We start from the raw sequence: 22,800 nt of genomic DNA, 5'->3' as shown, positions 1-22,800 counted from the left end.
CGTTCGCGGGGACCCCGTGCGTAGACTCGGACAACGTTCCCACCCCTCGACTCGACCCTGGAAGGCGACGCGCATGGCTGTTCTCGAGACCATCGGCGGTCCGCGCGATCTCGATCGCCTGACCACGGCCGAGCTCGAGACACTCGCGCAGGAGATCCGCGACTTCCTGGTGCGCGAGGTCTCGAAGACCGGCGGGCATCTCGGTCCCAATCTCGGAGTCGTCGAGACGACGATCGCGATCCACCGCGTGTTCGACTCACCGCGCGATGCGATCATCTTCGACACCGGCCACCAGTCGTACGTGCACAAGCTGCTGACCGGTCGCCAGGACTTCTCGCGTCTGCGTGAGCGCGGCGGGCTCGCCGGCTACCCGCAGCGCGCGGAGTCGCCGCACGACATCGTCGAGAGTTCGCACGCCTCCAGCTCGCTCTCGTGGGCCGACGGTATCTCCCGCGCCTTCACCATGACCGGACAGAGGGACCGCCACGTCGTCGCCGTCGTCGGTGACGGTGCCCTGACCGGCGGGATGACGTGGGAGGCGCTGAACAACATCAGCGATGACAATTCCCGTGGCCTCGTCATCGTCGTCAACGACAACGGGCGCTCCTACGCCCCGACCATCGGCGGAATGGCACGGTTCCTCAACGGCGTGCGGACCCGGCCCACCTACCGCACGATGCACCGTGGGTCCCGCGCCGTATCGGAGCGGCTGGGCGGCCCCGCCGCGGCCGTCTACCGTGGCGTGCGCGGAGGACTGCACGGGTTCCTCAGTCGCTTCATCAACAACGAGGCGCTCTACTCGAACCTCGACATCAAGTACCTCGGCCCGATCGACGGTCACGACGTGACGGCGATGGAGGAGGCTCTGCAGCAGGCGAAGGACTACGGCCAGCCCGTCATCGTCCACGCGATCACCCAGAAGGGCAGAGGATTCGGGCCCGCGGTCGACGACCTCGCCGACCAGTTCCACGCGGTCGGGCAGATCGATCCCGAGACGGGCGAGCCGCTGAGCGCCGCCGGTGCCCGCTCGTGGACCTCCGTCTTCGCGGAGGAGATCGTGACGCTCGCCGATGAGGACCCGACGATCGTCGGGATCACGGCCGCGATGCTCCGCCCGGTCGGGCTCGACCGTCTCGCCGAGAAGTACCCCGAGCGCGTGTTCGACGTCGGCATCGCCGAACAGCATGCCGTCACCTCCGCGGCGGGGCTCGCCTTCGGAGGCCTCCACCCCGTGGTCGCTCTGTACGCGACCTTCGTGAACCGCGCGTTTGACCAGGTGCTGATGGACGTCGCCCTCCACCGGGCCGGCGTGACCTTCGTGCTCGACCGCGCGGGCGTGACCGGCCCCGATGGGCCGAGCCACCACGGCATGTGGGATCTCGCCATCCTCCAGGTCGTGCCAAACATCCGCCTGGCGGCGCCGCGCGACTCCGTCAGGCTCCGCGAGGAATTGCGGGAGGCAGTCGGGGTCACCGATGCGCCGACCGTCGTCCGCTTCTCGAAAGGGAGCGTCGGCGACGAGATCGACGCGATGGAGCGCCTCGGCGACGGAGTGGACGTGCTCGCCCGCGCCGAGCGCCAGGACGTGCTGATCGTCACCGTCGGACCGATGGCCGCGATGGGCCTCGAAGTCGCGCAGCGGCTCGCCGCGCAGGGCATCGGAGCGACCGTGGTCGATCCGCGCTGGGTCGTTCCTGTGCCCACCAGCATCATCGAGCTCGCCCGGGAGCACCGCCTCGTCGTCTCGATCGAGGACGGCGTGCGCGTCGGCGGAATCGGCACCCGGATCCGCCAGGATCTGCGCGAGGCGGGTGTGGACACCGCTGTCACCGAACTCGGGCTCCCCGACCAGTTCCTCGACCACGCGAAGCGCGAGGAGATCCTCGAGGACGTCGGGCTGACTCCGCAGCACATCGCTCGCGACGTCGTGGCCCAGGTGCTGGGCAGCAAGATACCCGTCGCGCGTCCGCTGCCGGACGAGGTGTCCGCGCGCAACGACGCCCGCAGCGACTGACGCCTCTCCGGTCGGAGCGCGATCCGCCGGCGATCGGGGCTTCCTCACGACGGGATTCGCTGAGATCCGGCGTCGCGGGCCGGAGGGAGCGGCGCCGAAGTGTCCCCGGCGCCGCTCCGGGTCAGTCGACGCCGCGGACGGCGGGGTGGTGGAACGTGTCGCCGAAAGCGCGAGCGCTCGCGCCGACGCGGTCGAGATACGGAGTCAGCCCGCCCATCTGGAACGGATAGCCGGCGCCGAGGATGAGACAGAGGTCGATGTCGTCCGCCGCGTGAACCACGCCGTCGTCCAGCATCCGCTTGACCTCGTCGGCGAGCCCGGTCTCGACGCGGAGCCGTAGCTCCTCGGCGGTCATCGGCTCGGTGCCGCCCGCGACGATCGCGGCCGCCCGCTTGTCGACGCCCTTGACCCGCCCCTTCGCGTCGCGCTCGAACACGTGGCCGAGCTCCGCGAGCCGATGCAGGTTCGGACTGTCGAAGAAGCGCTCCGGGAAGGCCGCGTGGTGGGTGTCGAGAACGTGCGCGCCCACCTTGAGACCGACGAGCTCCAGTAGCTCGAAGGGCGTCATCGGTAGACCGAAGGGGGCGAGCGAGCGCTCGACCACCTCGAACGGCGTACCGGTGTCGACGGCGTGCATCGCCTCGCCCAGGACCTTCGCGAGCAGGCGGTTGACGACGAAACCAGGAGTGTCGCGGGTGATAACCGCGTTCTTCTTGAGTGTCGCGGCGGTCACCATCGCAGTCGAGAGCGTCTCGTCATCGGTCTGCGGTGTGCGGACGACCTCGATCAGCGGCATCACCGCGACCGGGTTGAAGAAGTGGAAGCCGACGAGGCGCTCCGGGTGCTCCAGCCTCTCCCCGATCAGCTCGACCGACAGGGACGAGGTGTTGGTGGCGAGGACCGCCGTCGGCGACACGTAGCGCTCGAGGTCGGCGAACACCTCCTGCTTCACGGAGAGCTCCTCGAAGACGGCCTCGATCACCCAGTCGGCGTCCGCGAAGTCGGTGCGATCGGTCGTGCCGGTGATCAGCGCCCGGAGGCGGTTGGCGTCGTCGAGCGAGACGCGGCCCTTCGCCAGCAGGGCATCGATCTCGCCCCTGATGGCCGCCACTGCCTTGTCGACCCGCTCCTGGTCGAGGTCGGTGATGACCACCGGGACCTGGAGACGGCGCACGAAGAGGAGCGCGAACTGCGTGGCCATCAGCCCGGCGCCGACCACGCCGACCTTCGAGACCGGCTTCGCGAGCGCCTTGTCCGGCGCCCCGGCGGGACGCTTCGCCCGCTTCTGCACGAGATCGAAGGCGTAGATGCTCGCGCGGAACTGGTCGCCGGAGATCAGGTCGGCCAGCGCCTCGTCCTCGGCGGCGAAGCCCTCCTCTCGAGTGGTGTTCTTCGCCGCTTTCAGCAGGTCGAGGGCACGGTAGGGGGACGCGGCCACCGAGCCGATGCGCGACTTCAGCTGCTTGCGGGCGACCGAGATCGCAACGTCCCACGTGACCAGCCGCTCGAGCATGCCGGGCGCGTTCGGTCGCTCGACCTTCACCGTGCCGCCGAGCACTCCGTCGGCCCACCGGAGCGAGTCCTCGAGGAAGTTCGCCGGAGCGAACAGCGCATCGGCGATCCCGAGGTCGAACACCTCCTGTCCCTTGAGGGTGCGGTTGTTCTTCAACGGGTTCTCGACGACGACCTTGAGCGCGTTCTCGATGCCGATGAGGTTGGGCAGCAGCCAGGCACCGCCCCACCCGGGGATGATGCCGAGGAACACCTCAGGGAGCCCGAGCGCCGGGATCGACGAGTCGACCGTGCGGTAGTCGGCGTTGAGGCCGATCTCGGTCCCACCGCCCAGAGCCAGGCCGTTGATGAAGGCGAAGGACGGGACGCCCAGCTCCGCGAGCATCCCCAGCGTGCGGTGCCCCAGCCGGGCCAGCTGCCGGCCGAGCTCTCGGCTCGGGATCTGACCGACCTTGCTGAGATCGGCACCGGCGGCGAGGATGAAAGGCTTGCCGGTGATACCCACCGCCTGGATCTCACCCCGGGAGGCGCGCTCCTTCTGCCCGATCAGCACGTCGGCCAGCTCGAAGAGCGACGCGGGCCCGAAGGTGTTGGGGCGGGTGTGGTCGCGGTCGTTGTCGAGGGTGATCAGGGCGAGCGTGCGTCCGCTGGGCAGCGGCACGTCGCGGACGTAGGAGTGGGTGACCACCTCGCCCTCGGCGAGGTCTGCCAGGTTCTCGAATCCGTCGAGCATGGGTCAGCGTCCCTTCCGTCGTGAGCGCTTGCCGTCGAAGTGCGGGTTCTCCCAGATGACGGTTCCACCCTGGCCGAGGCCGACGCAGAGGGCGGTCAGACCGTACTGGACCTCAGGATGGGCCTCGAACTGCCGGGCCAGCTGGATCATCAGCCGCACGCCTGAGGAAGCGAGCGGATGGCCGACGGCGATCGCTCCGCCGTACTCGTTGACGCGCAGATCGTCGTCGTCGAGGCCGAAGTGGTCGAGGAACGACAGCACCTGAACGGCGAACGCCTCGTTGAGCTCGAAGAGCCCGATGTCCTCGATGCCCAGGCCTGCCTTGCGCAGCGCCTTCTCAGTCGACGGAACCGGGCCCAGGCCCATGATCTCGGGCTCGACACCGGCGTAGGCGAAGCTCACCATCCTCATCTTCGTCGTGAGGCCCAGCTCCTTCGCCGCCTCGGCGCTGGCCAGGAGCGACACGGTCGCTCCGTCGTTCAGCCCGGACGAGTTGCCCGCGGTCACCCGGCCGTGCGGGCGGAACGGGGTGCGGAGGCCCGCGAGACCCTCGAGGGTCGTCTCGGGTCGCGGCGCCTCGTCAGCGGTCGCGAGGCCCCAGCCGGAGGCGCTACGGGTGGCGACCGGCACGAGGTCCGGCTGGATGCTCCCCGCTGCGTACGCGGCGGCGAGCTTCTGCTGACTGCGCAGGGCGTAGTGGTCGGCACGCTCCTTGGTCAGGTGCGGGAACCGGTCGTGGATCCGCTCGGCGGTCCGTCCCATATTCAGGGCATCCTCGCCGACGAGCCGCTCCGACAGGAAGCGCGGATTGGGGTCGGCACCGAAGCCCATCGGGTGCCGGCCCATGTGCTCGACACCGCCCGCGAGGACCACATCGTAGGCGCCGAAGGCGATGCCGCCCGCGGTCGTGGTCACGGACGTCATCGCTCCGGCGCACATGCGGTCGATGGCGAAGCCCGGCACCGATTTCGGCAGGCCGGCGAGCAGTGCCGTGGTGCGGCCCAGGGTCAGGCCCTGGTCGCCCTGCTGGGTGGTGGCGGCGATGGCCACCTCGTCCACCCGCTCCTTCGGCAGCGCCCCGTTGCGCTCGAGCAGACCGATCATCGCTTTGACGACGAGGTCGTCCGCTCGGGTCTGCCAGTACATGCCCTTCTCGCCGGCACGCCCGAACGGAGTACGGACTCCGTCGACGAACACGACTTCGGATCTCTCGGCCACAATGCCTCCCAGGAACTCACGGTCGCCGTCGATCGTAGGAACCGCTACCGCCCGGCCGGAATCCTTTGCCGCTTCCTACGAAGGGGTTTCCGCGCGGTCGGCCGGCGCTTGGGCCGCTTCGACAAACGCGGTCGCGAGAGAGCCCGCGGTCGCCTCGACCTGCCAGGGCCGCGCGCCGGCCCTGGAGAGCTCCTCCGCGACCGAAGCGGCGTCCAGGGGCTCGGGCGGGTTCCACGCCAGTCGGCGGAGCAGCTCGGGCGTGAGCAGGTTCTCGACCGGCAGCGACAGCAGCTCGGCGATCTCGGTGACGACGGCGCGTCCGGCCTTGAGCCGCGCGTCGGCCGCCGGGTTACGGTCTCCCCATGCGCGTGGGGGCGGAAGTGTGTCCGCGGCCGGCCGCGTCGGGCTCGGCAGATCCTCCGTCGTCATCCCTCGCTCGATCGCGGCCCACCAGCGATCGACCTCGCCCCGGCTGGCCCGGCCGGTGAAGTCGCGACGGCTCGCGAGCTGCCCGGCACTGGTCGGGATGTTGCGGGCGACCGCGATGATCGAGGAGTCGGGGATGAGACGACCAGGAGCGATGTCGCGCTCCCGGGCGAACGCATCGCGGGCGAGCCAGAGCTCGCGCGCCACCGCGAGGGGCCGCGGGCCGCGCAGGGAGTGCGTGCCGGACAGACGTCGCCACGGATCAGGCGGCAGGAGCTTCGGTGCGCGCGCCAGGGTGGCCTCGAACTCCTCGCGGGCGATCCGCGTCTTGCGCGCTGCGACGAGCATCTCCTCCATCCGGTCGCGCAGATCGACCAGGAGCTCGACGTCCTTCGCGGCGTAGACGAGCCAGCTCTGGGGGAGCGGACGCGTCGACCAGTCGGCCGCCGAGTGCTCCTTGGCGAGGTGGATCCCCAGCAGATCCTCGACGACGGCGCCGAGCCCCACCTTGGGCAGGCCGAGCAGGCGAGCGGCGAGCTCCGTGTCGAAGATGCGGCTCGGGTCGAGCCCGACCTCGCGCAGACAGGCGAGATCCTGGCTGGCCGCGTGCAGGACCCACTCCTCGTCGCCGATCACCGCCTGGAGGGCGTCCATCCGCCCGATCGCGGGCGGGTCGAGGAGGAAGGCGCCGGCTCCGCGGCGGTAGACCTGGATCAGATAGGCGCGCTGAGAGTAGGTGAAGCCGGAGGCGCGCTCGGCATCGACGGCGACAGGACCCTCGCCGGCAGCGAGGGCGTCGACCGCGGCGAGGAATTCGTCGGTCGTGGAGAGGACACGGTAATCAGTCACGGTTGTTCCGTCGGAAGGCGAGCGAGGTCACACCGTCGCCCGATACGGGCGGGAGACCCGCGAGCATGCACAACAGCTCCCCCCAGCCTTCCACGTGGGCGGCGAGACGCGCATCCTCGGGGCTCCAGGAGGCGCGGATCTCGATCTGCGCACCATCGCCCTGAGCGGCGAGCTCGCCGAACCCGGTGGAGAGGACCTTGGTCGCCGTGCCGGAGGCCGCGGAGTACGCCGCCCCGCGCACCTCGAGCGCGTCGATCAGCCACGACCACGCGACCTCGGCGAGGAAGGGATCTGTGCCGATCTCGACCTCGAGCGGCGCCTGAGCGAAGCAGACCACGCGATAGGGGCCACCCCACTGGTCGGGCTCCTCGGGGTCGTAGAGCAGGATGAAGCGCCCCGTGCCCAGCTCGGAGTCGCGGCCGTGGGCCCGCGGTGAGACGTCGCCGGCGAGGGCGAGGGCCCACGGCGCGAGGCCGGTGGGCGATGCGATCTCGGACACGGTGAGCTCGTCGCGCGTCGCTGCGGCGCGGATCGACTCCGTCGCGACCCGGAACTCCTCGGGGAGCTGGGACGACGCTGGGAATTCGGGCACGTCCGCAGACTAGGGTTCCGGCCCGCCCATGAGACGGAGGCACGCCGCGCAGCGGCATCAGCGGATGCGGCTCCACCGGGCGTAGGTGCTGCCGGAGTCATCGACCGCCAGGGCGGTCAGCGCGTAGGAGTCGTCCACCGGCGCCTCGTCGGCGGCGAGGGGGAGCGCGGGCAGTACCACTCGCGCAGCGGTGGTCAGGCAGATCTCGTCGACCCGGCCGGAGGCGAGGAACTGCCCCGTGAGGGACGCGCCTCCCTCGCAGACCACGCGATGCAGCCCTCGGGCCTCGAGGGCATCGAGAAGGGCGTCCACGCTGAGGCGGCCGGACTCGGACGGGATCGCCACCACCTCGAGGGGGGCGGAGCGGAGGTCGCGCCTCGCGGCTGAAAGAGCAGCAGCACCCGAGAACCCTCCTGCAGCTCGAGCCGGTGACCGGCGAGATCCCCGGAGGCCGAGACGACGGCCAGCGGAACGCGGCGGGGAACGCGGTAGCCCTCAGCGCGCACGCTCGCCGCTCCGACCAGCACGACATCGGCCTGCTCGCGGATGACGCCGAGGATCGTCCGGTCGACGCGGTTCGTCAGCGTCTCGCTCGTGCCGTCGGAGCCGATGCTGGACCCGGTCACGCTGGCGATCATGTTGATACGCACGCGCGTCGCACCGCCCGGGCGGTAGGCTCGGCGATCGCGGCCCGGGCCCCGTCCTCACCGAGCCGGATCGGGGGCCCCGGGGGGGACGAGCGGCTGGAGGATCACGCCGCCAGGTGCGCGCGGACCTGGCGCTTCGTGCGGCCGAGGAGCGCGCTCATCCCGCGCAGGCGCAACGGAGAGACCGCCTCGGCGAGGCCGATGGTCTGCGGGAAGTCGTCGGGCACCGCCAGCACCTGCTCGGGCGTGAGGCCGGCGAGACCCTGGGCCAGGATCGACGCGAAGCCGCGGGTGGTCGGGGCTTCGCGAGGAGCCGTCGCGTGCAGGTGCACGATCCCGCCCTCGACGTCGACGACGATGAAGACCGGTGCCTGGCACTCCTCGACCCGCTCGAAGAGGTCGGGGTGGTCGCGGTAGCGCTCCGGCAGCTCGGGGAGCTCGTTCGAGAACTCGAGGAGGAGCTGCAGTCGCTCCGGCTTCTCGAGGGCGAGGAACTCGTCGCGGATCTCACGGAGTGCATCGGGAAGGCTGTCGTCGGTCATCGGGATCCATTCTTCCATCCGCAGATCACCTCCCGGCGCGGGGCCGTTCGGTCGGCGCTGTCGAGGAGGGCCCGGTCGAACCGGGCCGCGGAGGGGGCGGAACCACCGGAAGGCTCCGGGGCATCGCTCGGGCTCACGCATGGAGCCCGGCGCCGGAGTCGCTCGTCCACGACTCCGGCGATCGGCTCTGGCGCGGGCGGGCCCGCTCCCACGAGCCTCAGCGAGCGAGAGGGGCCTCGCCGGGCTCGGAGCCCTGCACGATCGGGACCCGCACCGCGCTGCCCCACTCCGTCCAGGAGCCGTCGTAGTTGCGGACGCCCTGGAACCCGAGGAGATGGGTCAGCACGAACCAGGTGTGAGCCGAGCGCTCGCCGATGCGGCAGTAGGCGATCACCGAGTCGCCGTCCTTCAGGCCCGCGCCCTCGCGGTAGATGCCGTCGAGCTCCTCGAGGGGGCGGAAGGTGCCGTCCTCCGCTGCGGCCCGGCCCCACGGCACGTTGTGCGCGCTGGGGATGTGGCCGGCGCGCAGAGCGCCCTCCTCCGGATAGGCTGGCGCGGAGGTGCGCTGGCCCGAGAACTCCTCGGGGGAGCGCACGTCGATCAGCGGGCTACCGAAGTGCGCGAGAACGTCCTCCTTGAACGCACGGATCTCGGAATCGCTGCGCTCGACGACCGGGTACTCGACCGTCTCGGGAGAGGAGGCGTCGGTCGTGACCGGGCGGCCCTTCGCGATCCATTTGTCGCGGCCACCGTCGAGCAGGCGCACGTCCTCGTGGCCGAAGAGGGTGAAGACCCAGAGTGCGTAGGCGGCCCACCAGTTGTTCTTGTCGCCGTAGATCACGACAGTGGTGTCGCGGGCGATGCCCTTGCCGCCGACCAGTGCGGCGAATGCGGGTCCGTCGATGTAGTCGCGCTGAACCGGGTCGTTGAGGTCGGTGTGCCAGTCGATCTTGACGGAGCCGGGGATGTGGCCGGTCTCGTAGAGCAGGACGTCCTCGTCGGACTCGACGACGACCAGGCCGGGCGTGCCCAGACGTTCCTCGAGCCAGTCCGCGCTCACTAGCCGCTCGGGGTGCGCGTAGGAGGCGAACTTCGGCGACGGATCGGTTTCGACGGACAAGGAGGACCTCCAGGATCGTGCGCTGAGCGCGGGCGTGATTCCACGAGCGGGCTACGCTGGAGCCCGCCCTTCAGCGACAGTACGCGTCCGCGGACTCTGCCGCACGGAGAGCGGCGTAAGAGTTCGACACAGAACAGGTCGACACAGAACCGGTCGACACACAGAGCGGTCGGAGCCACGACCGTTCGGACATGGTCCTCCTGTCGGACTCACGACCACTTCGACACAGGACCAGTTCCACACAGGACCAGTTCCACACAGGACCAGTTCCACACAGGCCGGAGTCCGGCCCCGTCCATGCCCCCGAGCGGGACACGACGAGTCCGGACCCCGCCGGACGCAGGATGCGAGACGCGAGTGAGCCACGAGGACGTCCGAGCAACGAGCAGCCTGACGGCGCGCTCCCCACAGATCAGCGGCCACGAGATCGCTTCGGCGCTGGTGCCTCCGCGCCAGTTCGAGGGTGCGACCTTCGAGAGCTACCGTCCCGACCCGGAGTACCCCTCACAGGCCGAGGCCGTCGAGGCGTTGCGGGCGTTCACTGCGGGCGGCGGCTCGAAGGGCGGCGGCGGCGGCTTCCTCGGGTTCGGCCGCCGGAAAGCTCCGGAGGCGAAGCCCGGCGTCTATCTCGACGGCGGTTTCGGAGTGGGCAAGACGCACCTGCTCGCGGCGATCTGGCACGCGGTGCCGGGGCGCACCTACTTCGGCACGTTCATCGAGTACACCGCGCTCGTCGGAGCGCTCGGCTATGCAGCGACGGTCTCGCTGCTCAAGGGCTCGGCGCTGCTCTGCATCGACGAGTTCGAGCTGGACGACCCGGGCGACACGATGCTGATGACACGCCTCCTGGGCGAGCTGGTCGCCTCCGGCACCCGCATCGCGGCGACCTCGAACACGCCGCCGAACGCGCTCGGCGAAGGCCGGTTCGCCGCCGCCGACTTCCTCCGCGAGATCCAGTCGATGGCCGCGCACTTCGAGACGAGGCGGATCGACGGCACTGACTACCGGCGCCGCGACATCGAAGGGCACGCCGTCGTCCGCACCGACGACGAGATCGCCTCGATCGCCTCGGCGGCCCCCTCCGGCAGCGTCGTCACCGACGACTCGTTCGCCGACGCGATCCGGCACCTCGGGACCGTGCATCCCTCGCGATACATCAAGGTGATCGACGGAGTGGACGCGATCGTGCTCCGCGACGTCACTGCGCTCACCGACCAGACCGACGCACTGCGCCTGGTCGCCTTCATCGACCGCGTCTACGACGCGCAAATCCCGGTGCTCGCCTCCGGGACCGCACTCGACGAGGTGTTCGGCGGGGACATGCTGAGCGGCGGCTACCGCAAGAAGTACCTCCGCTCGATGTCGCGTCTGATCGCCCTGACCTCGATGACGCCCTTCGGACCGGCTCGCGCGGGGGAGTAGGCCCCGATCGGGAGGAAGCGCGATCCTCCGACACCGGCGACCGGGTCGGCACGCGAGCCGAGCGATGCGGCTCACGGCGTTCCAGCGGCATTCGTCATGCCGATCGCCAGCGCTCTGTAACGCGGTTTTTACCTGAGGGCCCCGGCCGTAACCTCCACGAAACGCGGTACCGCACGGGACGAAACGTCCCGCCGCAAGACTGTGGGCTACCCGAGGTGACCCGACACCAGCGTGTCCCGAGGACGTGCATCGACGCCGCGTTCCCGCTCCGGGTTTTTCTCTGCACACTCACGAGAGGTTCAACTATGGATCAAGGCAATACCGCGTTCCTGCTCATCGCAGCCGCGCTGGTCCTGCTCATGACCCCCGGACTCGCCTTCTTCTACGGCGGTCTGGTCCGCGCGAAGAGCGTCATCAGCATGATGATGCTCAGCTTCGGCGCCATGGGGCTCATCGGTGTCCTCTGGGTCCTCTACGGCTACGCGATCGCGTTCGGGAACGGGCCGGACGGCCCCGCCGGCGCGGACACCTTCGTCGGCATCGACGGCGTCCTCGGCATCGACACCGCCCAGATCGGGCTGCAGGGTGTCTACACGGATGCGCTCGGCGAGCAGACATCGGCCTTCCCGACCCTCGCCTTCGCCGCGTTCCAGGCGACCTTCGCGATCATCACCGTCGCGCTGATCTCGGGGGCCATCGCCGACCGGGCCAAGTTCGGCGCGTGGATGGTCTTCGCCGGTGTCTGGGCGACGGTCGTCTACTTCCCGGTCGCCTCGTGGGTCTTCAACTTCACGCTCGACCCCGACACCGGATCCGTCGTCGACGGCGGCTGGATCGCCTACGGCGTCGGCGCGATCGACTTCGCGGGCGGCACCGCGGTCCACATCAACGCCGGCGCGGCCGCCCTGGCCCTCGCCCTGGTGCTGGGCAAGCGCGTGAACTTCACCAAGGGCGCGCACCAGCCGCACAACCCGCCGTTCGTGCTGCTCGGCGCGGGTCTGCTCTGGTTCGGCTGGTTCGGCTTCAACGCCGGCTCGGAGCTGGCAGCCGATGGGATCGCTGCAGTCGCCTTCCTGAACACCATCGCCGCACCGGCCGCCGCGATCCTCGGCTGGCTCGTCGTCGAGAAGATCAAAGACGGCAAGCCGACCTCGATCGGCGCTGCCTCCGGAGCGGTTGCCGGTCTGGTCGCGATCACCCCGGCGTGTGCGAGTCTCTCGCCCTTCTGGGCCATCGTGCTCGGCGTGATCACCGGTGCCGTCTGCGCCCTGGCGATCGACCTCAAGTACCGCCTCGGCTACGACGACTCCCTCGACGTGGTGGGCGTGCACCTGGTCGGCGGCCTGATCGGCACGCTGTACATCGGCTTCTTCGGGACCGACGTCGGCCTGTTCCTCGGCGGCGGATTCGCCCAGCTCGGCGCGCAGGCGCTCGCGGCCTTCACCGTCCTGATCTACTCCTTCGTGATGACCCTGCTGATCGGCTTCGTGATCCAGAAGACGATGGGATTCCGCGTGAAGAACGAGGACGAGATCGCGGGCATCGACACCGCGATCCACGGCGAGGCGGGCTACGTCCTCGCGGACTAGACCCTCACGACACAGCACTCGGCGGGGTGCCGGCTCCTCGGGTCGGCACCCCGCCGTCGTTCGTGCGACGCCTCCGACCGGCCGCGACGCATCCGGGCTAGGGTGCCGTGGTGCCTTCCTCGCGTTCGGTCCTCTCCCTGCTCCTCCGACTCTTCGGACGGGCGAGTGCCCCTCGTGCCGATGCCGGACCACTCCCGCAACGCCCGTACCTGACGACGACCGCACCGACTCCCGGCGCCAGCGGCGTGGGGCGCACGGTCGAGGTCGACCCGTCGCGGCTGCGCGGAGTCCGACTGGACTACGCCCCCACCCCCGACGGCGATCCGGACCCCGGCGAGGTCGTCTGGACCTGGGTGCCCTACGAGGAGCACGACGGCCGCGGCAAGGACCGGCCGGTACTGGTGCTGACCGTCGAGAAGGCGGGGACCGTCCTGGCGGTGCGCCTGAGCTCAAAGGAGCATTCGGGCTACCTCGCGGTCGGGACGGGGGCCTGGGACTCGGAGGGGCGGCCGAGCTGGGTCGACCCGGAGCGCGTCTTCCGCGTGCATCCTGCGGGGATGCGGCGCGAGGGCGCTGCTCTCGGGCGCGCGCGGTACGACGCGGTCGCCCGCGTCCTCTCCGCTCGGTTCGGCTGGAGCTGATCGCAGGGGTCAGACCGGCTCGATCGGCACGAACGCCGCGTACTTCGCCGCGCGCCCGTCTCCGGAGGAGGTCCCGGTGAGCCGCCGGTGCACCCAGGGGGCGACGTGCCGGCGGTAGTAGTGAGTGGAGGCGACACGGGAGCGGGCGCCCCGCTCGGGCGCCGTCCCCTCGAGGGCCGACGGCGTCATCCCCAGCGCACGGAGCACCCTCTCCGCCACTCGGACGTGCCCGCGCGGGCCGAGGTGCAGGCGGTCCTCGGACCAGAGCGCGGGATCGGCGAAGGCCGGGTCGTGCCAGTTGTCGGCGACCACGACGTCGCTGCGATGCCCCAGCCGGCGCAGGACGGCGTCGGTGAGAGCGTCACCGCGCCGACGGACAACCGCGCCGAGAGGAAGCCGGGGTGAGGGATCCGCGCCGGCGAGGGCGATCAGTGTGACCCCCTGCTCGTCGCAGCGCTCGAGCACGCGCAGGTAGGCATCGGCGATGCGCTCGATGTCGGCGCGTGGGCGGAGCATGTCGTTGCCCCCTCCGTTGAACGACAGGTGAGTGGGGCCGAGCGCCAGGGCGGGCTCGAGCTGCTCAGCCAGGATCGGCGCGATCAGACGCCCGCGGATCGCCAGGTTGGCGTACTCGATCCGCTCGCCGCCGGCCCGCGCCCAGCCCTGCGCGACGAGGTCGGCCCAGCCCCGTGGAACGCCGTCGGGGCGCTCGTCCCCCACGCCCTCGGTGAAGGAGTCGCCGATCGCGACGTAGCGGACGGCGGTCATCGGAGGGAGCCCGGGGAGTGCATCGTCGCACTGTACCGCCCCACCGGCAGGGCTCAGCCCCGCTGCGGCAGCATGCTCACAGGCGCGAGGATCTCGATCTCGGGACGGATCGGCACGACCGGGCGCACGGCGATGTCGAGCGGGTCGCGCCGCGGCGAGACACGGAACCAGGCTGCGAGTGCCGAGCTGCGCCTGAAACGCCGGTGGTCGCGGTCGAGCTCGGCCGCACCCCGGTATCCCGCGCCCCGGGCGATCCGCTCGAGGCCGCCCAGCGCGACGGGCGTGCTGGCCATCAGCACTTCGGCGAGCTCGAGGCGGCGCAGGGCCAGGTGCTCGTCGAGCGCGAGGCCGTAGAAGCGGCGGAAGCGCATCTTGAGCAGCAACACGCTGACGCGGAGCTCGGCGGCGAGACCCGGCAGGGTGAAGCTCCGGTCGAGATATCGCTCGTTCACGAGAGCGGCCGCCGCGATGGCGAGCACGTCGAGACGGCGCCCACGGCGGCGGGGGACGGAGGAGCGGGTGGGGGAGTCGGGGGCAGCGTGCAGCAGGGGCATAGTAGGGGGACTCGCCCGACCGCTCACTATGACGCGGTGGCGCAAGATACGCGTCACGTGGCGGATTCGGCGCCGGAGCGAGACGGCATCGTGCTCGGGCGCCCCGGAGCGGGGAGGGAGTCCCTCCGCCGCCCGCGGGACGCGCCCGGGCACCGATCCCGCTGCGCACCTGCAGGGACGCTCGCTCACACCTCGGCGAGCGAGGCGGTCAACGCGTCGTCGGCGGCCTTCAGGACTCCTGCCGCGACCTGGATGCCCTCGATACGGTCGAGCTCGACATCCTCGTGCTCGATGTTGACGAGCATGTCCTCGTCGACCTCGCGGAGGGCGCCGAGGAACTCGGTCCAGTAGGCCACATCGTGCCCCTTGCCCAGAGCCACGAAGTCCCAGGACGCGGGCCGGGGCCACTCGTTGGCCCACTCGTCTCCTCCCAGGCCGGTGCGGGGCTCGTCGGGGGAGAGGCGTCGGAAGCTGTTGTCGAGCACGCCATTCAGGTCGGCCGTCGCCGGATTGATCCTGACGTCCTTGGCGGCGGCCTGAACGACCAGCTCGCCGAGGTGGCGGACGACCGCGATCGGATCCATCTGCTGCCAGAACAGGTGCGATGCATCGAGTTCGACGCCGAGGTGGGTGGCGCGGGTCAGGTCGAGGAGCTTGTGGACGTCGGCCGAGTTGAAGACCACGTTCTGCGGGTGGAGTTCCAGCGCGATCTTCACGCCGTGGTCGGCGGCCAGTCGGTCGGTCTCGCGCCAGAAGTCCGCGGCGATCTCCCACTGGTAATCGAGCACGTCGAGCGCGGCGGAGTTCCAGGCGTTGACAACCCAGTTCACCCGTGTCGACCCGGGCTCGCCTCCGGGCAGGCCCGACATCGTGACGACGCGGTCCTGGCCCAGACGCTCGGCGAGGCGGACCGACCGGCGGATGTCCTCCGCGTGCTTCTCGCCGATGGCCCGTGTGGGATGCAGAGGATTGCCGTTGCAGTTGAGGCCGGCGAGGGAGACGCCCGTGCCCTCGAAGAGACCCAGGTAGTCGTCGCGGGCGGCGTCGCTCTCGAGGATCCGGTCGAGGTCGGGGATGTGCACGGGAGGCAGGAAGCCGCCGGTGTTGAGCTCGAGGCCGGTGAGACCGGCGTCGGCGATCGCGTCGATCGCCTCGGGAAGGCTGCGGTCGTGGAGGATCGCGTTGTAGAGGCCGAGTCGCACGATCAGTCTCCGATCGTCTGGGTCGCGCCACCGGCCGCGGCGGAGCGCGTGACGGCGTCGAGGATGAGCATGTTGTGCAGGGCCTCGTCGAACCCGGCGTTCCGGGGGAGGGAGTCGGCTTCGGGCAGCCCCGCCACCTCCTCGAGGAACGCGCGGGACTGGAAGACGAAGCCCTCGTTCTGACCGAAGCCCACGCCGGAGACATCGAGGGGGAGGCCGCCGGCGATGTACGGGTGGTCGTGCCCCAGGGGAATGGTGCGGTAGCCGCGCTGCGCTGCCGGTCCCTCCGAGAGGTAGAGCTGCACCTCTGCCGGGCGCTCCTGCGTCCAGCGCACCGCGCCCCGGGACCCGAAGACCTCGAGTTGCAGGGTATTCGGATGCCCGGCCGCGACCCGGGAGACCTCGACCGCACCGGCCGCTCCGCTCTCGAACCCGAGGGAGAAGGCCGCGTAGTCGTCGTTCTCGACGGTGTCGAGCTCGTCGCTCACGGCGGTGGTTCCGTGCCCGGAGACGGCGCCGAGGGGCCGAGGGCGCTCGGGGATGACCGTGCGGAACCGTCCTCCGCTGACCTCGGAGACCGGTCCTGCCAGGAACTCGGCGAGGTAGGACACGTGGCTGCCGACGTCAGCCAGGACCCCGGATCCCTGGGGGCCCTTGAAACGCCAGCTGATGCCGACACCCGGGTCTGCGGCGTAGTCGGTCCAGTAGCGTGCGCTGAAGTGCAGGACGTCGCCGAGCACGCCCGTCCCGATGAGCTCGTGGAGGTAGGCGATCCCGGGCGCACGACGGAAGGTGAGTCCGATCCGAGCGATCCGATCTGCTCCGCGGGCGGTCTCGGCCATCGCGCGGGCGCTGGCGATCGAATCCGAGAGCGGCTTCTCGCAGAGCACGTGCTTGCCTGCGGCGAGGAGCCCGTCGACGATCTCGCGGTGGAGGTGGTTGGCGACGACGACCGACACGACGTCGATGTCCTCCGCGTCGGCGATGGCCCGCCAGGAGGTCTCGTGCCGGGAGTAGCCGAACCGCTCGGCCGCTGACCTCGCGAGGGGTTCAAAGGTGTCGGCGATCGCGACGAGGCGGATCGGAGGGAGGGTGTTGCCGTACACGGCGGGGGCGGTGCGGTACGCGGCCGCGTGCGCCTTGCCTGCCATGCCTGCGCCGATGACGGCGACACCGATGTCGGTCGTGCTCAAGGATCCTCCTGGGAGTGGTCGGCAGCCTCTCACGGCGCCGGTGCAGTGATGGGGCCTCGTCCGAGATCCTCGGGACGACTGTAGAGATGTATGTATGTCCTGTCAAACTTCCACGCCGTCGGATCCACGCCAGGTGCTCGCCGGCGCGGCGACCGCCCAGCCGAGCGAGCGATAGAGAGCGTGACCGTCCGCGCTCGCGAGGAGCAGTCCGGTCCGCGCGCCCTCGCCTCCTGCCCAGGAGGTCAGCGCACCGACCACGAGACCTCCGAGCCCGCGCCGCCGGAACTCCGCCCCGGTCTCGATCCGGTCCAGCACCGCATCGCTCCCGCTCACCCCGACCTGGCCGCGGGCGGCGAGGACACCGTCCACCTCGATCCGGGCGACGGCCCCGGCCCTCCACCTGGACACGCCGGTCCCGCGGGCCGGGTTCGAGCTCCTCCATTCGCCGAGCGTAGCCAGGAGGATCCCTCCGACCCGCCGGGAGCGGATCTGTCAACCGTCGTGCCTTGCGCGACCGGCCGCGTCTAGCGTTCGGCGCCGCGGAGGAGTTCCGCCGCTGACACGCCGACGGCAGTATCCACAAACGAGGTGAGCCGATGCCGATGGGGGAGGGCGACCTGCGCAGCACCGCTCGTGTGCTCAGCGCGCTGGCCGCCGCGTTCGACGATCCTGGAGCCGCCCATCCCGGTCTCGCGCGACGGGTGAGCGCGGACGCCCGCGGGCTGCTCCATCAGCTCGAGCACGCGCGCGAGCGGTGACCTGGCCGAGTGCCGCTGCCGACCCTGATGGTTCCGCGATCGGTGGTCGACGAGGTGCCCGATCCGCCTCCGGTGCCGCCCGCCGCACTGTGAGGCCGTCGCAGACCTACACTCGGACGATGCGACACGGCATCGTCATCCTCCCGCAGGACCCGTGGGCCGTCGCCCGCCGGAAGTGGCAGTCCGCCGAAGGGCTCGGCTTCGACCACGCGTGGACCTACGACCACCTCTCGTGGCGCTCCCTGGCCGGCGAGCCGTGGCACGCGACGGTACCGACACTCACCGCGGCGGCCCTCGTCACCGAGACGCTGCGTCTGGGCACCTTCGTCGCGTCGCCGAATTTCCGACATCCCGTCCCGTTCGCCAAGGAGATCGCGACGCTCGACGAGATGGCCGGCGCCGGATCCTCCTCGGGGTCGGCTCCGGCGGAACCGGCTTCGATGCCGGCGTCCTCGGCCAGCCGTCGTATACACCGCGGGAGCGCCACGAGCGCTTCGCCGAGTTCGTGACGGCTCTCGACGTCCTGCTCCGCTTCGAGAAGCCGGGCTCGGACGGCGTCGACATCGCAGGGGAGTGGTTCACAGCGCGCGCTGCACGCATGGTGGGGGAGCCGGCGCAAAGACCGCGTGTTCCCTTCGTGCTCGCCGCGAACGGCCCGCGCGGGCTCGCGCTGGTCGCCGAGCACGGTCGGGGCTGGGTCACCACCGGGCCCGCCGAGCGGACGGGGGAGGAGTGGTGGAGCGGCGTTGCCGACCTCGCCGGCAGACTCGACCATGCCCTCGAGACCGCGGGCAGAGACCCGAGGAGCGTCGAGCGCCACCTCTCGCTCGACTCAGGAGGCGACTACTCGCTCGAGAGCGCGTCCCGCTTCGACGACATGGTCGGCCGCGCCGGCGAGCTCGGCTTCACCGACGTCGTCTCGCACTGGCCCCGTCGGGACGGCATCTACGCCGGCGACGACGACGTGCTGTACGACGTCGCCTCCCGCTTCTGACCCATCGAGACAGGAGAGAGCGGCAACGCGAGTGTCGAACGCACGAGCTCGTCGAAGTCGCGGAGGAGACGGCCAGCCGTGGACGTAGAGCACGTCCACCCGTCACGAGGCGCGTCCTGGCCGACCAAGACGGGCCGTCGTTCCAGATCGCCGACAACGTTCTGCTCGGTCTCGCCCGCACCCGGGAACCGGGTGCGCTTGTGCACAACCACGAACACGAGGCGCAGGGCGATGAACGCGAGCACCAGTGCCGGCAGAAGCAGAAGTCGAGTGGCCGGTCCACAACCTCGCCGTCTCCCTCGAACTGACATAATGTGCATTATCGGATAAAGCGAAGCGGCCCCGGAACTCGTCAGCAGCCCGCTGTCCCTGCTCGGACGAGCGGAGCGGTCAGGCGAAGTCCGAGACGTCGCCGACGAGGCGCGTGTTGTCGGCCGGGATCGGCTCGACGGCCGCGAGGGCGACCTCGGCCGCGAACTCCTGCACGTTGTAGAGCTTGCCCGCAGATTCGCGGCGCGAGCTGATCGCGCCCGGGTTCGAGCGTTCGAGCAGCGTCGCCGTGATCGTACCCTCGATCATGTCGCCCGAGACGACGACGAACTCCACGCCGCGCTCGGCGAGCTCGCCGATCCTCGCACGCAGAGCGTCCTCGCCGGCGCGCTTCGAGAGGGCGACGGGCTCGTACTCGGGCATGGTCGGCGTGCTGCGGATGAAGTGCGCCTGGTGGCTCGTGACGAACACGACGCGGGAGCCCTCGCCGAGCAGCGGCAGCGCCGCATCGAGGGTCGCGACCTGCGAGTCGCGGTTGAGGACCATCGCGTAGTCCTCTCCCCTGTTGCTCTCCATGCCGCCCGAGGCGTTGAGCACCAGCACGTCGAGTCCGCCGTACTCTTGCTCGACCCGCGAGAACAGCGCGGCACGCGACTCGGCGTCGGTGAGATCGGCTCCGACAGCGATGGCCGTGCCGCCGGCCTCGGCGATCTGGGCGACGAGCTTGTCGGCGCGGGGGGCCTTCGAGCGGTAGTTGACGACCACGCGTGCACCCGCTTCGGCGAGGTAGCGGACCGTGTCGGCTCCGATGCCGCGGGACGATCCGGTGACGAGGGCGCGGATGCCGTCAAGGGAGCCGGGTGCGAGGGGGTTGGACACGAGGGTTTCCTCCAGGACGCCGGCGCGGGGCCGGATCGGGCACGATGACGGGCCGCAACCCGACGGATGAGCTTACCAAGCGTCCCGCACCGCCCGCTTCCCTCCCCCTCTCTCCCAGCGCTCGCCCGGGGCCTGTTGCTACCGTGGAAGTGCTCATCGAGGGGAAGGAGCAGTCAGCATGGACGCTGTCACCCAGTACGCGTGGATCCTCTGGCTCGCGCTGATCCTGATTTTCGTCATCGTCGAGATGATCACTCTCGAGTTCACCTTCCTGATGCTTGCCGTCGGCAGCGTCGGCGGTCTCGTGACGGGCCTCATCGGCGCTCCGTTCTGGATCCAGGTCCCCGTCGCCGCGATCCTCGCCGCCCTGCTGCTGTTCACGGTCCGCCCGCCGCTGCTCCGCCTTCTCAAACGCGGCGGTGATCCCACTCCGAGCGGCGCGGATGCGCTCCTCGGTCTCGCCGGCAGCGTCGTGCTCGCCGGCTCCGGTGCCGGCCAGGTGAAGCTCTCGAACGGTGAGACCTGGACGGTCCGCCTCTCTTCCCTCGTCGAGGACCGCGCACTCGGAGTCGGCGAGCGCGTCGTCGTCACCGCCATCGAGGGCGCGACCGCGGTCGTCGTCCCCGCCGAAAGGAGCACTCCGTGACCACCTCAGCACTCGTGACGCTCATCGTCGTCGCCGTCATCGTCCTGTTCGCGCTGGTCGTCCTGTTCCGGGCGGTCCGCATCATCCCGCAGGCGACAGCGGGGGTGGTCGAGCGGCTGGGCAAATACCACAAGACCCTCCTCCCCGGCCTCAATCTGGTGGTGCCCTTCGTCGACCGTGTGCGTCCACTGATCGACCTGCGCGAGCAGGTCGTCTCGTTCCCGCCACAGCCCGTCATCACCGAGGACAACCTGGTCGTCTCGATCGACACCGTTGTCTATTTCCAGGTGACGGATGCGCGTGCCGCGACGTACGAGATCGCCAACTACCTCGGTGCGGTCGAGCAGCTCACGACCACGACCCTCCGCAACGTCGTCGGCGGACTGAACCTCGAGGAGGCACTGACCTCCCGCGACAACATCAACGGTCAGCTGCGCATCGTCCTCGACGAGGCGACCGGCAAGTGGGGCATCCGCGTCGGTCGCGTCGAGCTCAAGGCGATCGACCCGCCCCTGTCCATTCAAGACTCGATGGAGAAGCAGATGCGTGCCGAGCGTGACCGCCGTGCGGTGATCCTCACCGCCGAGGGCACCAAGCAGTCGCAGATCCTCAACGCGGAAGGTCAGCGTCAGGCCGCGATCCTCGCCGCCGAGGGACAGGCGAAGGCGGCGATCCTGAGGGCTGAGGGTGAGGCGAAGGCCATCACGACCGTATTCCACGCGATCCACGAGGGCCGCCCGGACAGCGAGCTTCTCGCCTACCAGTACCTCCAAACCCTCCCGAAGATCGCCGAGGGCAGCGCCAACAAGCTCTGGGTCATCCCGAGCGAGCTGACGGAGGCCCTCAAGGGCGTCGGCGGTGCGTTCGGCCAGCGCGTGCAGGGATCGACCGAGAGCCGCACGCAGGACGTCGGCGGTGCTCCCCCGGCGCCGTCCGCCTGACCCCCGCTCGGTTCGACCCGCGATGCGCGCACCCGATCGGCCGCTGTTCCTGAGCGGCCCGACACCCAGGGTGATCGCGCACCGCGGTTTCGGTCCGGCCGTCGAGGCCAACACTCCGGCCGCCTTCGAGCGGGCCGTCGCGGCCGGCGCAGATCTGCTCGAGACCGACGTCCGCGCCTCACTCGACGGGGTCGCCGTGCTGGTGCACGACGCCGAGGTCGTCGACTCGTCGGGTCGGACGCATCGCGTGGCCGCCGAGCGCTGGGAGGAACTCGCCTCCCTCGATCTCGCGGGCGGCGCCCGGCTCGCCTCCCTCGAGCAGGTGTTGCTGCAGTTCCGGACGGCTCGTCTGAACATCGACGTCAAGTCCGCCGATGCGGTGGTGCCCGTCGCCGACGCCGTCCGGGATGTGCGCGCCCTCGGACGCGTGCTGATCACTTCTTTCTCGGAGCGCCGCCGGTCCGCGACGATCCGCCTGCTCCCCGGCGCGGCGACGTCTGCCTCCGCTGCACGATTCGCAGTCGCCCTCGTCGCGGCGCACCTCGGGATCGCCTGGCCGATCCGACTCGTTCTCGACGGGATCCACGCGCTGCAGGTCCCCGAAAGCGTGCTCGGCCTGCGCGTCACCGAGCCGCGAATCCTTCGGCGTCTGCGCGGGAGCGGATGCGAGATCCATCTCTGGACCATCGACGATCCGACTCGGATGGCGGAGCTGCTGGCACTCGGTGTCGACGGACTCGTCACCGATCGCACGGATCTCGCCCGGACCGCCGTGGACACCGTGCTGACCGACGGCCGGGCGAAGCGCCCGCAGAGGCGGAATACGCCTCCGACCTGAGGATTTTCTGGCAAAGGCAGGGACCGGAAGTCCACCTCCAGGTACGACGTTGACACTGGTGGAGCACAGCGAGAGGAGACCACACAATGGCAGATCGAAGCTTGCGAGGAATGCGGCTCGGATCCCAGAGCCTGCAGAGCGAAGAAGGCGTCGTCTTCTCCCCGCGATCGACCTACGAGTACCACTGCGCCAATTGCGGCCACGACACCGACATGGTGTTCTCGGCCGATGCCGAGGCGCCAGAGACCTGGGAGTGCCGCTCGTGCGGACACGAGGCGACTCTGATGGTGGACTCGAAGCCGGTCGTCGTGGACAAGGGCGAGCAGAAGGCTCCCCGAACCCACTGGGACATGCTGCTCGAGCGCCGCACCCGCGCCGAGCTGGAGGAACTGCTCGAGGAGCGGCTCGCCTACCTTCGTGCGCGTCGCGGCGAGCACAAAATCGGCGCTTAG

General features: G+C 70.3%; 24 protein-coding genes and 1 pseudogene. 11 read left to right on the top strand and 14 right to left on the bottom strand.

Annotated elements, in window-relative coordinates:
- Positions 1 to 73: 73 nt before the first annotated feature.
- Positions 74 to 2,014 (top strand): 1-deoxy-D-xylulose-5-phosphate synthase, encoded by a 1,941-nt coding sequence (gene dxs / locus ACH61_RS00270; RefSeq protein WP_068207107.1) that lies wholly within the window; start codon positions 74 to 76, stop codon positions 2,012 to 2,014.
- A 121-nt stretch (positions 2,015 to 2,135) separates the two neighbouring features.
- Here dxs and ACH61_RS00265 read toward each other — a convergent pair whose 3' ends face one another.
- From ACH61_RS00265 to ACH61_RS00235, 8 genes and pseudogenes are all read right to left on the bottom strand, one after another.
- Positions 2,136 to 4,259 (bottom strand): 3-hydroxyacyl-CoA dehydrogenase NAD-binding domain-containing protein, encoded by a 2,124-nt coding sequence (locus ACH61_RS00265; RefSeq protein ID WP_068207104.1) that lies wholly within the window; start codon positions 4,257 to 4,259, stop codon positions 2,136 to 2,138.
- A 3-nt stretch (positions 4,260 to 4,262) separates the two neighbouring features.
- Positions 4,263 to 5,477 (bottom strand): thiolase family protein, encoded by a 1,215-nt coding sequence (locus ACH61_RS00260; protein ID WP_068207101.1) that lies wholly within the window; start codon positions 5,475 to 5,477, stop codon positions 4,263 to 4,265.
- A 75-nt stretch (positions 5,478 to 5,552) separates the two neighbouring features.
- Positions 5,553 to 6,752, bottom strand: a complete 1,200-nt coding sequence (locus ACH61_RS00255) for a ribonuclease D (protein WP_068207098.1) — start codon at positions 6,750 to 6,752, stop codon at positions 5,553 to 5,555.
- Positions 6,745 to 7,344, bottom strand: a complete 600-nt coding sequence (locus tag ACH61_RS00250) for a DUF3000 domain-containing protein (protein WP_068207095.1) — start codon at positions 7,342 to 7,344, stop codon at positions 6,745 to 6,747. The genes ACH61_RS00255 and ACH61_RS00250 overlap by 8 nt, the downstream gene beginning before the upstream one ends.
- Before the next feature lie 57 nt (positions 7,345 to 7,401).
- On the bottom strand, positions 7,402 to 7,689 hold the full coding sequence (locus ACH61_RS00245) for a dihydrofolate reductase family protein (protein ID WP_068207092.1): 288 nt from the start codon (positions 7,687 to 7,689) through the stop codon (positions 7,402 to 7,404).
- Between the two features lie 194 nt (positions 7,690 to 7,883).
- Positions 7,884 to 7,982 (bottom strand): annotated as a pseudogene (locus ACH61_RS19160) (dihydrofolate reductase family protein); the annotation flags it as partial.
- Positions 7,983 to 8,095: 113 nt separating this feature from the next.
- On the bottom strand, positions 8,096 to 8,533 hold the full coding sequence (locus ACH61_RS00240) for a SufE family protein (RefSeq protein WP_068207089.1): 438 nt from the start codon (positions 8,531 to 8,533) through the stop codon (positions 8,096 to 8,098).
- Positions 8,534 to 8,750: 217 nt separating this feature from the next.
- Positions 8,751 to 9,653, bottom strand: a complete 903-nt coding sequence (locus ACH61_RS00235) for a sulfurtransferase (RefSeq protein WP_068207086.1) — start codon at positions 9,651 to 9,653, stop codon at positions 8,751 to 8,753.
- A 357-nt stretch (positions 9,654 to 10,010) separates the two neighbouring features.
- On the opposite strand from ACH61_RS00235, the gene zapE reads away from it, so the two are divergent.
- The 3 genes from zapE (at position 10,011) to ACH61_RS00220 (ending at position 13,305) form a co-directional block, all read left to right on the top strand.
- Positions 10,011 to 11,075: a cell division protein ZapE gene (gene zapE, locus ACH61_RS00230; protein WP_068207083.1), complete on the top strand. Its 1,065-nt coding sequence runs from the start codon at positions 10,011 to 10,013 to the stop codon at positions 11,073 to 11,075.
- A 305-nt stretch (positions 11,076 to 11,380) separates the two neighbouring features.
- Positions 11,381 to 12,664 (top strand): ammonium transporter, encoded by a 1,284-nt coding sequence (locus ACH61_RS00225; RefSeq protein ID WP_068207080.1) that lies wholly within the window; start codon positions 11,381 to 11,383, stop codon positions 12,662 to 12,664.
- 110 nt (positions 12,665 to 12,774) lie between these two features.
- Positions 12,775 to 13,305 carry a type II toxin-antitoxin system PemK/MazF family toxin gene (locus tag ACH61_RS00220; RefSeq protein WP_082844893.1) on the top strand — a complete coding sequence of 177 codons (531 nt, stop codon included), beginning with the start codon at positions 12,775 to 12,777 and terminating at the stop codon, positions 13,303 to 13,305.
- A gap of 9 nt (positions 13,306 to 13,314) precedes the next feature.
- Here ACH61_RS00220 and ACH61_RS00215 read toward each other — a convergent pair whose 3' ends face one another.
- From ACH61_RS00215 to ACH61_RS00195, 5 genes are all read right to left on the bottom strand, one after another.
- The gene (locus ACH61_RS00215; RefSeq protein WP_068207077.1) at positions 13,315 to 14,073 is read right to left on the bottom strand and encodes an SGNH/GDSL hydrolase family protein; all 759 of its coding nucleotides are present in this window, start codon (positions 14,071 to 14,073) and stop codon (positions 13,315 to 13,317) included.
- A 53-nt stretch (positions 14,074 to 14,126) separates the two neighbouring features.
- Positions 14,127 to 14,627 carry a helix-turn-helix transcriptional regulator gene (locus ACH61_RS00210; RefSeq protein ID WP_068207075.1) on the bottom strand — a complete coding sequence of 167 codons (501 nt, stop codon included), beginning with the start codon at positions 14,625 to 14,627 and terminating at the stop codon, positions 14,127 to 14,129.
- A gap of 185 nt (positions 14,628 to 14,812) precedes the next feature.
- Complete coding sequence (locus ACH61_RS00205; RefSeq protein WP_068207072.1) at positions 14,813 to 15,829, bottom strand: sugar phosphate isomerase/epimerase family protein; 1,017 nt, start codon at positions 15,827 to 15,829, stop codon at positions 14,813 to 14,815.
- A gap of 2 nt (positions 15,830 to 15,831) precedes the next feature.
- Complete coding sequence (locus ACH61_RS00200) at positions 15,832 to 17,022, bottom strand: Gfo/Idh/MocA family protein (RefSeq protein WP_269085045.1); 1,191 nt, start codon at positions 17,020 to 17,022, stop codon at positions 15,832 to 15,834.
- Between the two features lie 102 nt (positions 17,023 to 17,124).
- The gene (locus ACH61_RS00195) at positions 17,125 to 17,430 is read right to left on the bottom strand and encodes a GNAT family N-acetyltransferase (RefSeq protein WP_068207068.1); all 306 of its coding nucleotides are present in this window, start codon (positions 17,428 to 17,430) and stop codon (positions 17,125 to 17,127) included.
- A 188-nt stretch (positions 17,431 to 17,618) separates the two neighbouring features.
- On the opposite strand from ACH61_RS00195, the gene ACH61_RS17170 reads away from it, so the two are divergent.
- From ACH61_RS17170 to ACH61_RS00190, 3 genes are all read left to right on the top strand, one after another.
- Entirely contained in the window at positions 17,619 to 17,780 is a 162-nt protein-coding gene (locus ACH61_RS17170; RefSeq protein ID WP_158286064.1) for a hypothetical protein, read from the top strand.
- 119 nt (positions 17,781 to 17,899) lie between these two features.
- A complete protein-coding gene (locus tag ACH61_RS18915) occupies positions 17,900 to 18,289 on the top strand; it encodes an LLM class flavin-dependent oxidoreductase (protein WP_330220109.1) in 390 nt (129 codons plus the stop codon).
- Positions 18,184 to 18,774, top strand: coding sequence for an LLM class flavin-dependent oxidoreductase (locus tag ACH61_RS00190; RefSeq protein ID WP_330220110.1), 591 nt, complete (start codon positions 18,184 to 18,186; stop codon positions 18,772 to 18,774). The genes ACH61_RS18915 and ACH61_RS00190 overlap by 106 nt, the downstream gene beginning before the upstream one ends.
- A gap of 390 nt (positions 18,775 to 19,164) precedes the next feature.
- Here ACH61_RS00190 and ACH61_RS00180 read toward each other — a convergent pair whose 3' ends face one another.
- Positions 19,165 to 19,923: an SDR family oxidoreductase gene (locus ACH61_RS00180; RefSeq protein ID WP_068207063.1), complete on the bottom strand. Its 759-nt coding sequence runs from the start codon at positions 19,921 to 19,923 to the stop codon at positions 19,165 to 19,167.
- A gap of 178 nt (positions 19,924 to 20,101) precedes the next feature.
- Here ACH61_RS00180 and ACH61_RS00175 point away from each other — a divergent pair, with 178 nt between their 5' ends.
- The 4 genes from ACH61_RS00175 to ACH61_RS00160 all read left to right on the top strand — a co-directional run bounded on the left by ACH61_RS00175 (position 20,102) and on the right by ACH61_RS00160 (position 22,800).
- The gene (locus ACH61_RS00175) at positions 20,102 to 20,569 is read left to right on the top strand and encodes an NfeD family protein (protein ID WP_068207060.1); all 468 of its coding nucleotides are present in this window, start codon (positions 20,102 to 20,104) and stop codon (positions 20,567 to 20,569) included.
- A 14-nt stretch (positions 20,570 to 20,583) separates the two neighbouring features.
- The gene (locus ACH61_RS00170) at positions 20,584 to 21,510 is read left to right on the top strand and encodes an SPFH domain-containing protein (protein ID WP_413784012.1); all 927 of its coding nucleotides are present in this window, start codon (positions 20,584 to 20,586) and stop codon (positions 21,508 to 21,510) included.
- A 22-nt stretch (positions 21,511 to 21,532) separates the two neighbouring features.
- Positions 21,533 to 22,348 (top strand): glycerophosphodiester phosphodiesterase family protein, encoded by an 816-nt coding sequence (locus tag ACH61_RS00165; RefSeq protein WP_068207054.1) that lies wholly within the window; start codon positions 21,533 to 21,535, stop codon positions 22,346 to 22,348.
- Positions 22,349 to 22,434: 86 nt separating this feature from the next.
- Complete coding sequence (locus ACH61_RS00160) at positions 22,435 to 22,800, top strand: RNA polymerase-binding protein RbpA (RefSeq protein ID WP_068207052.1); 366 nt, start codon at positions 22,435 to 22,437, stop codon at positions 22,798 to 22,800.

Source organism: Rathayibacter tanaceti, assembly GCF_001634385.1.
Classification (GTDB): Bacteria; Actinomycetota; Actinomycetes; order Actinomycetales; family Microbacteriaceae; genus Rathayibacter; species Rathayibacter tanaceti.
Note: the sequence above shows the minus strand (reverse complement) of the source record. Positions and strands in the feature narration are given on the sequence as shown.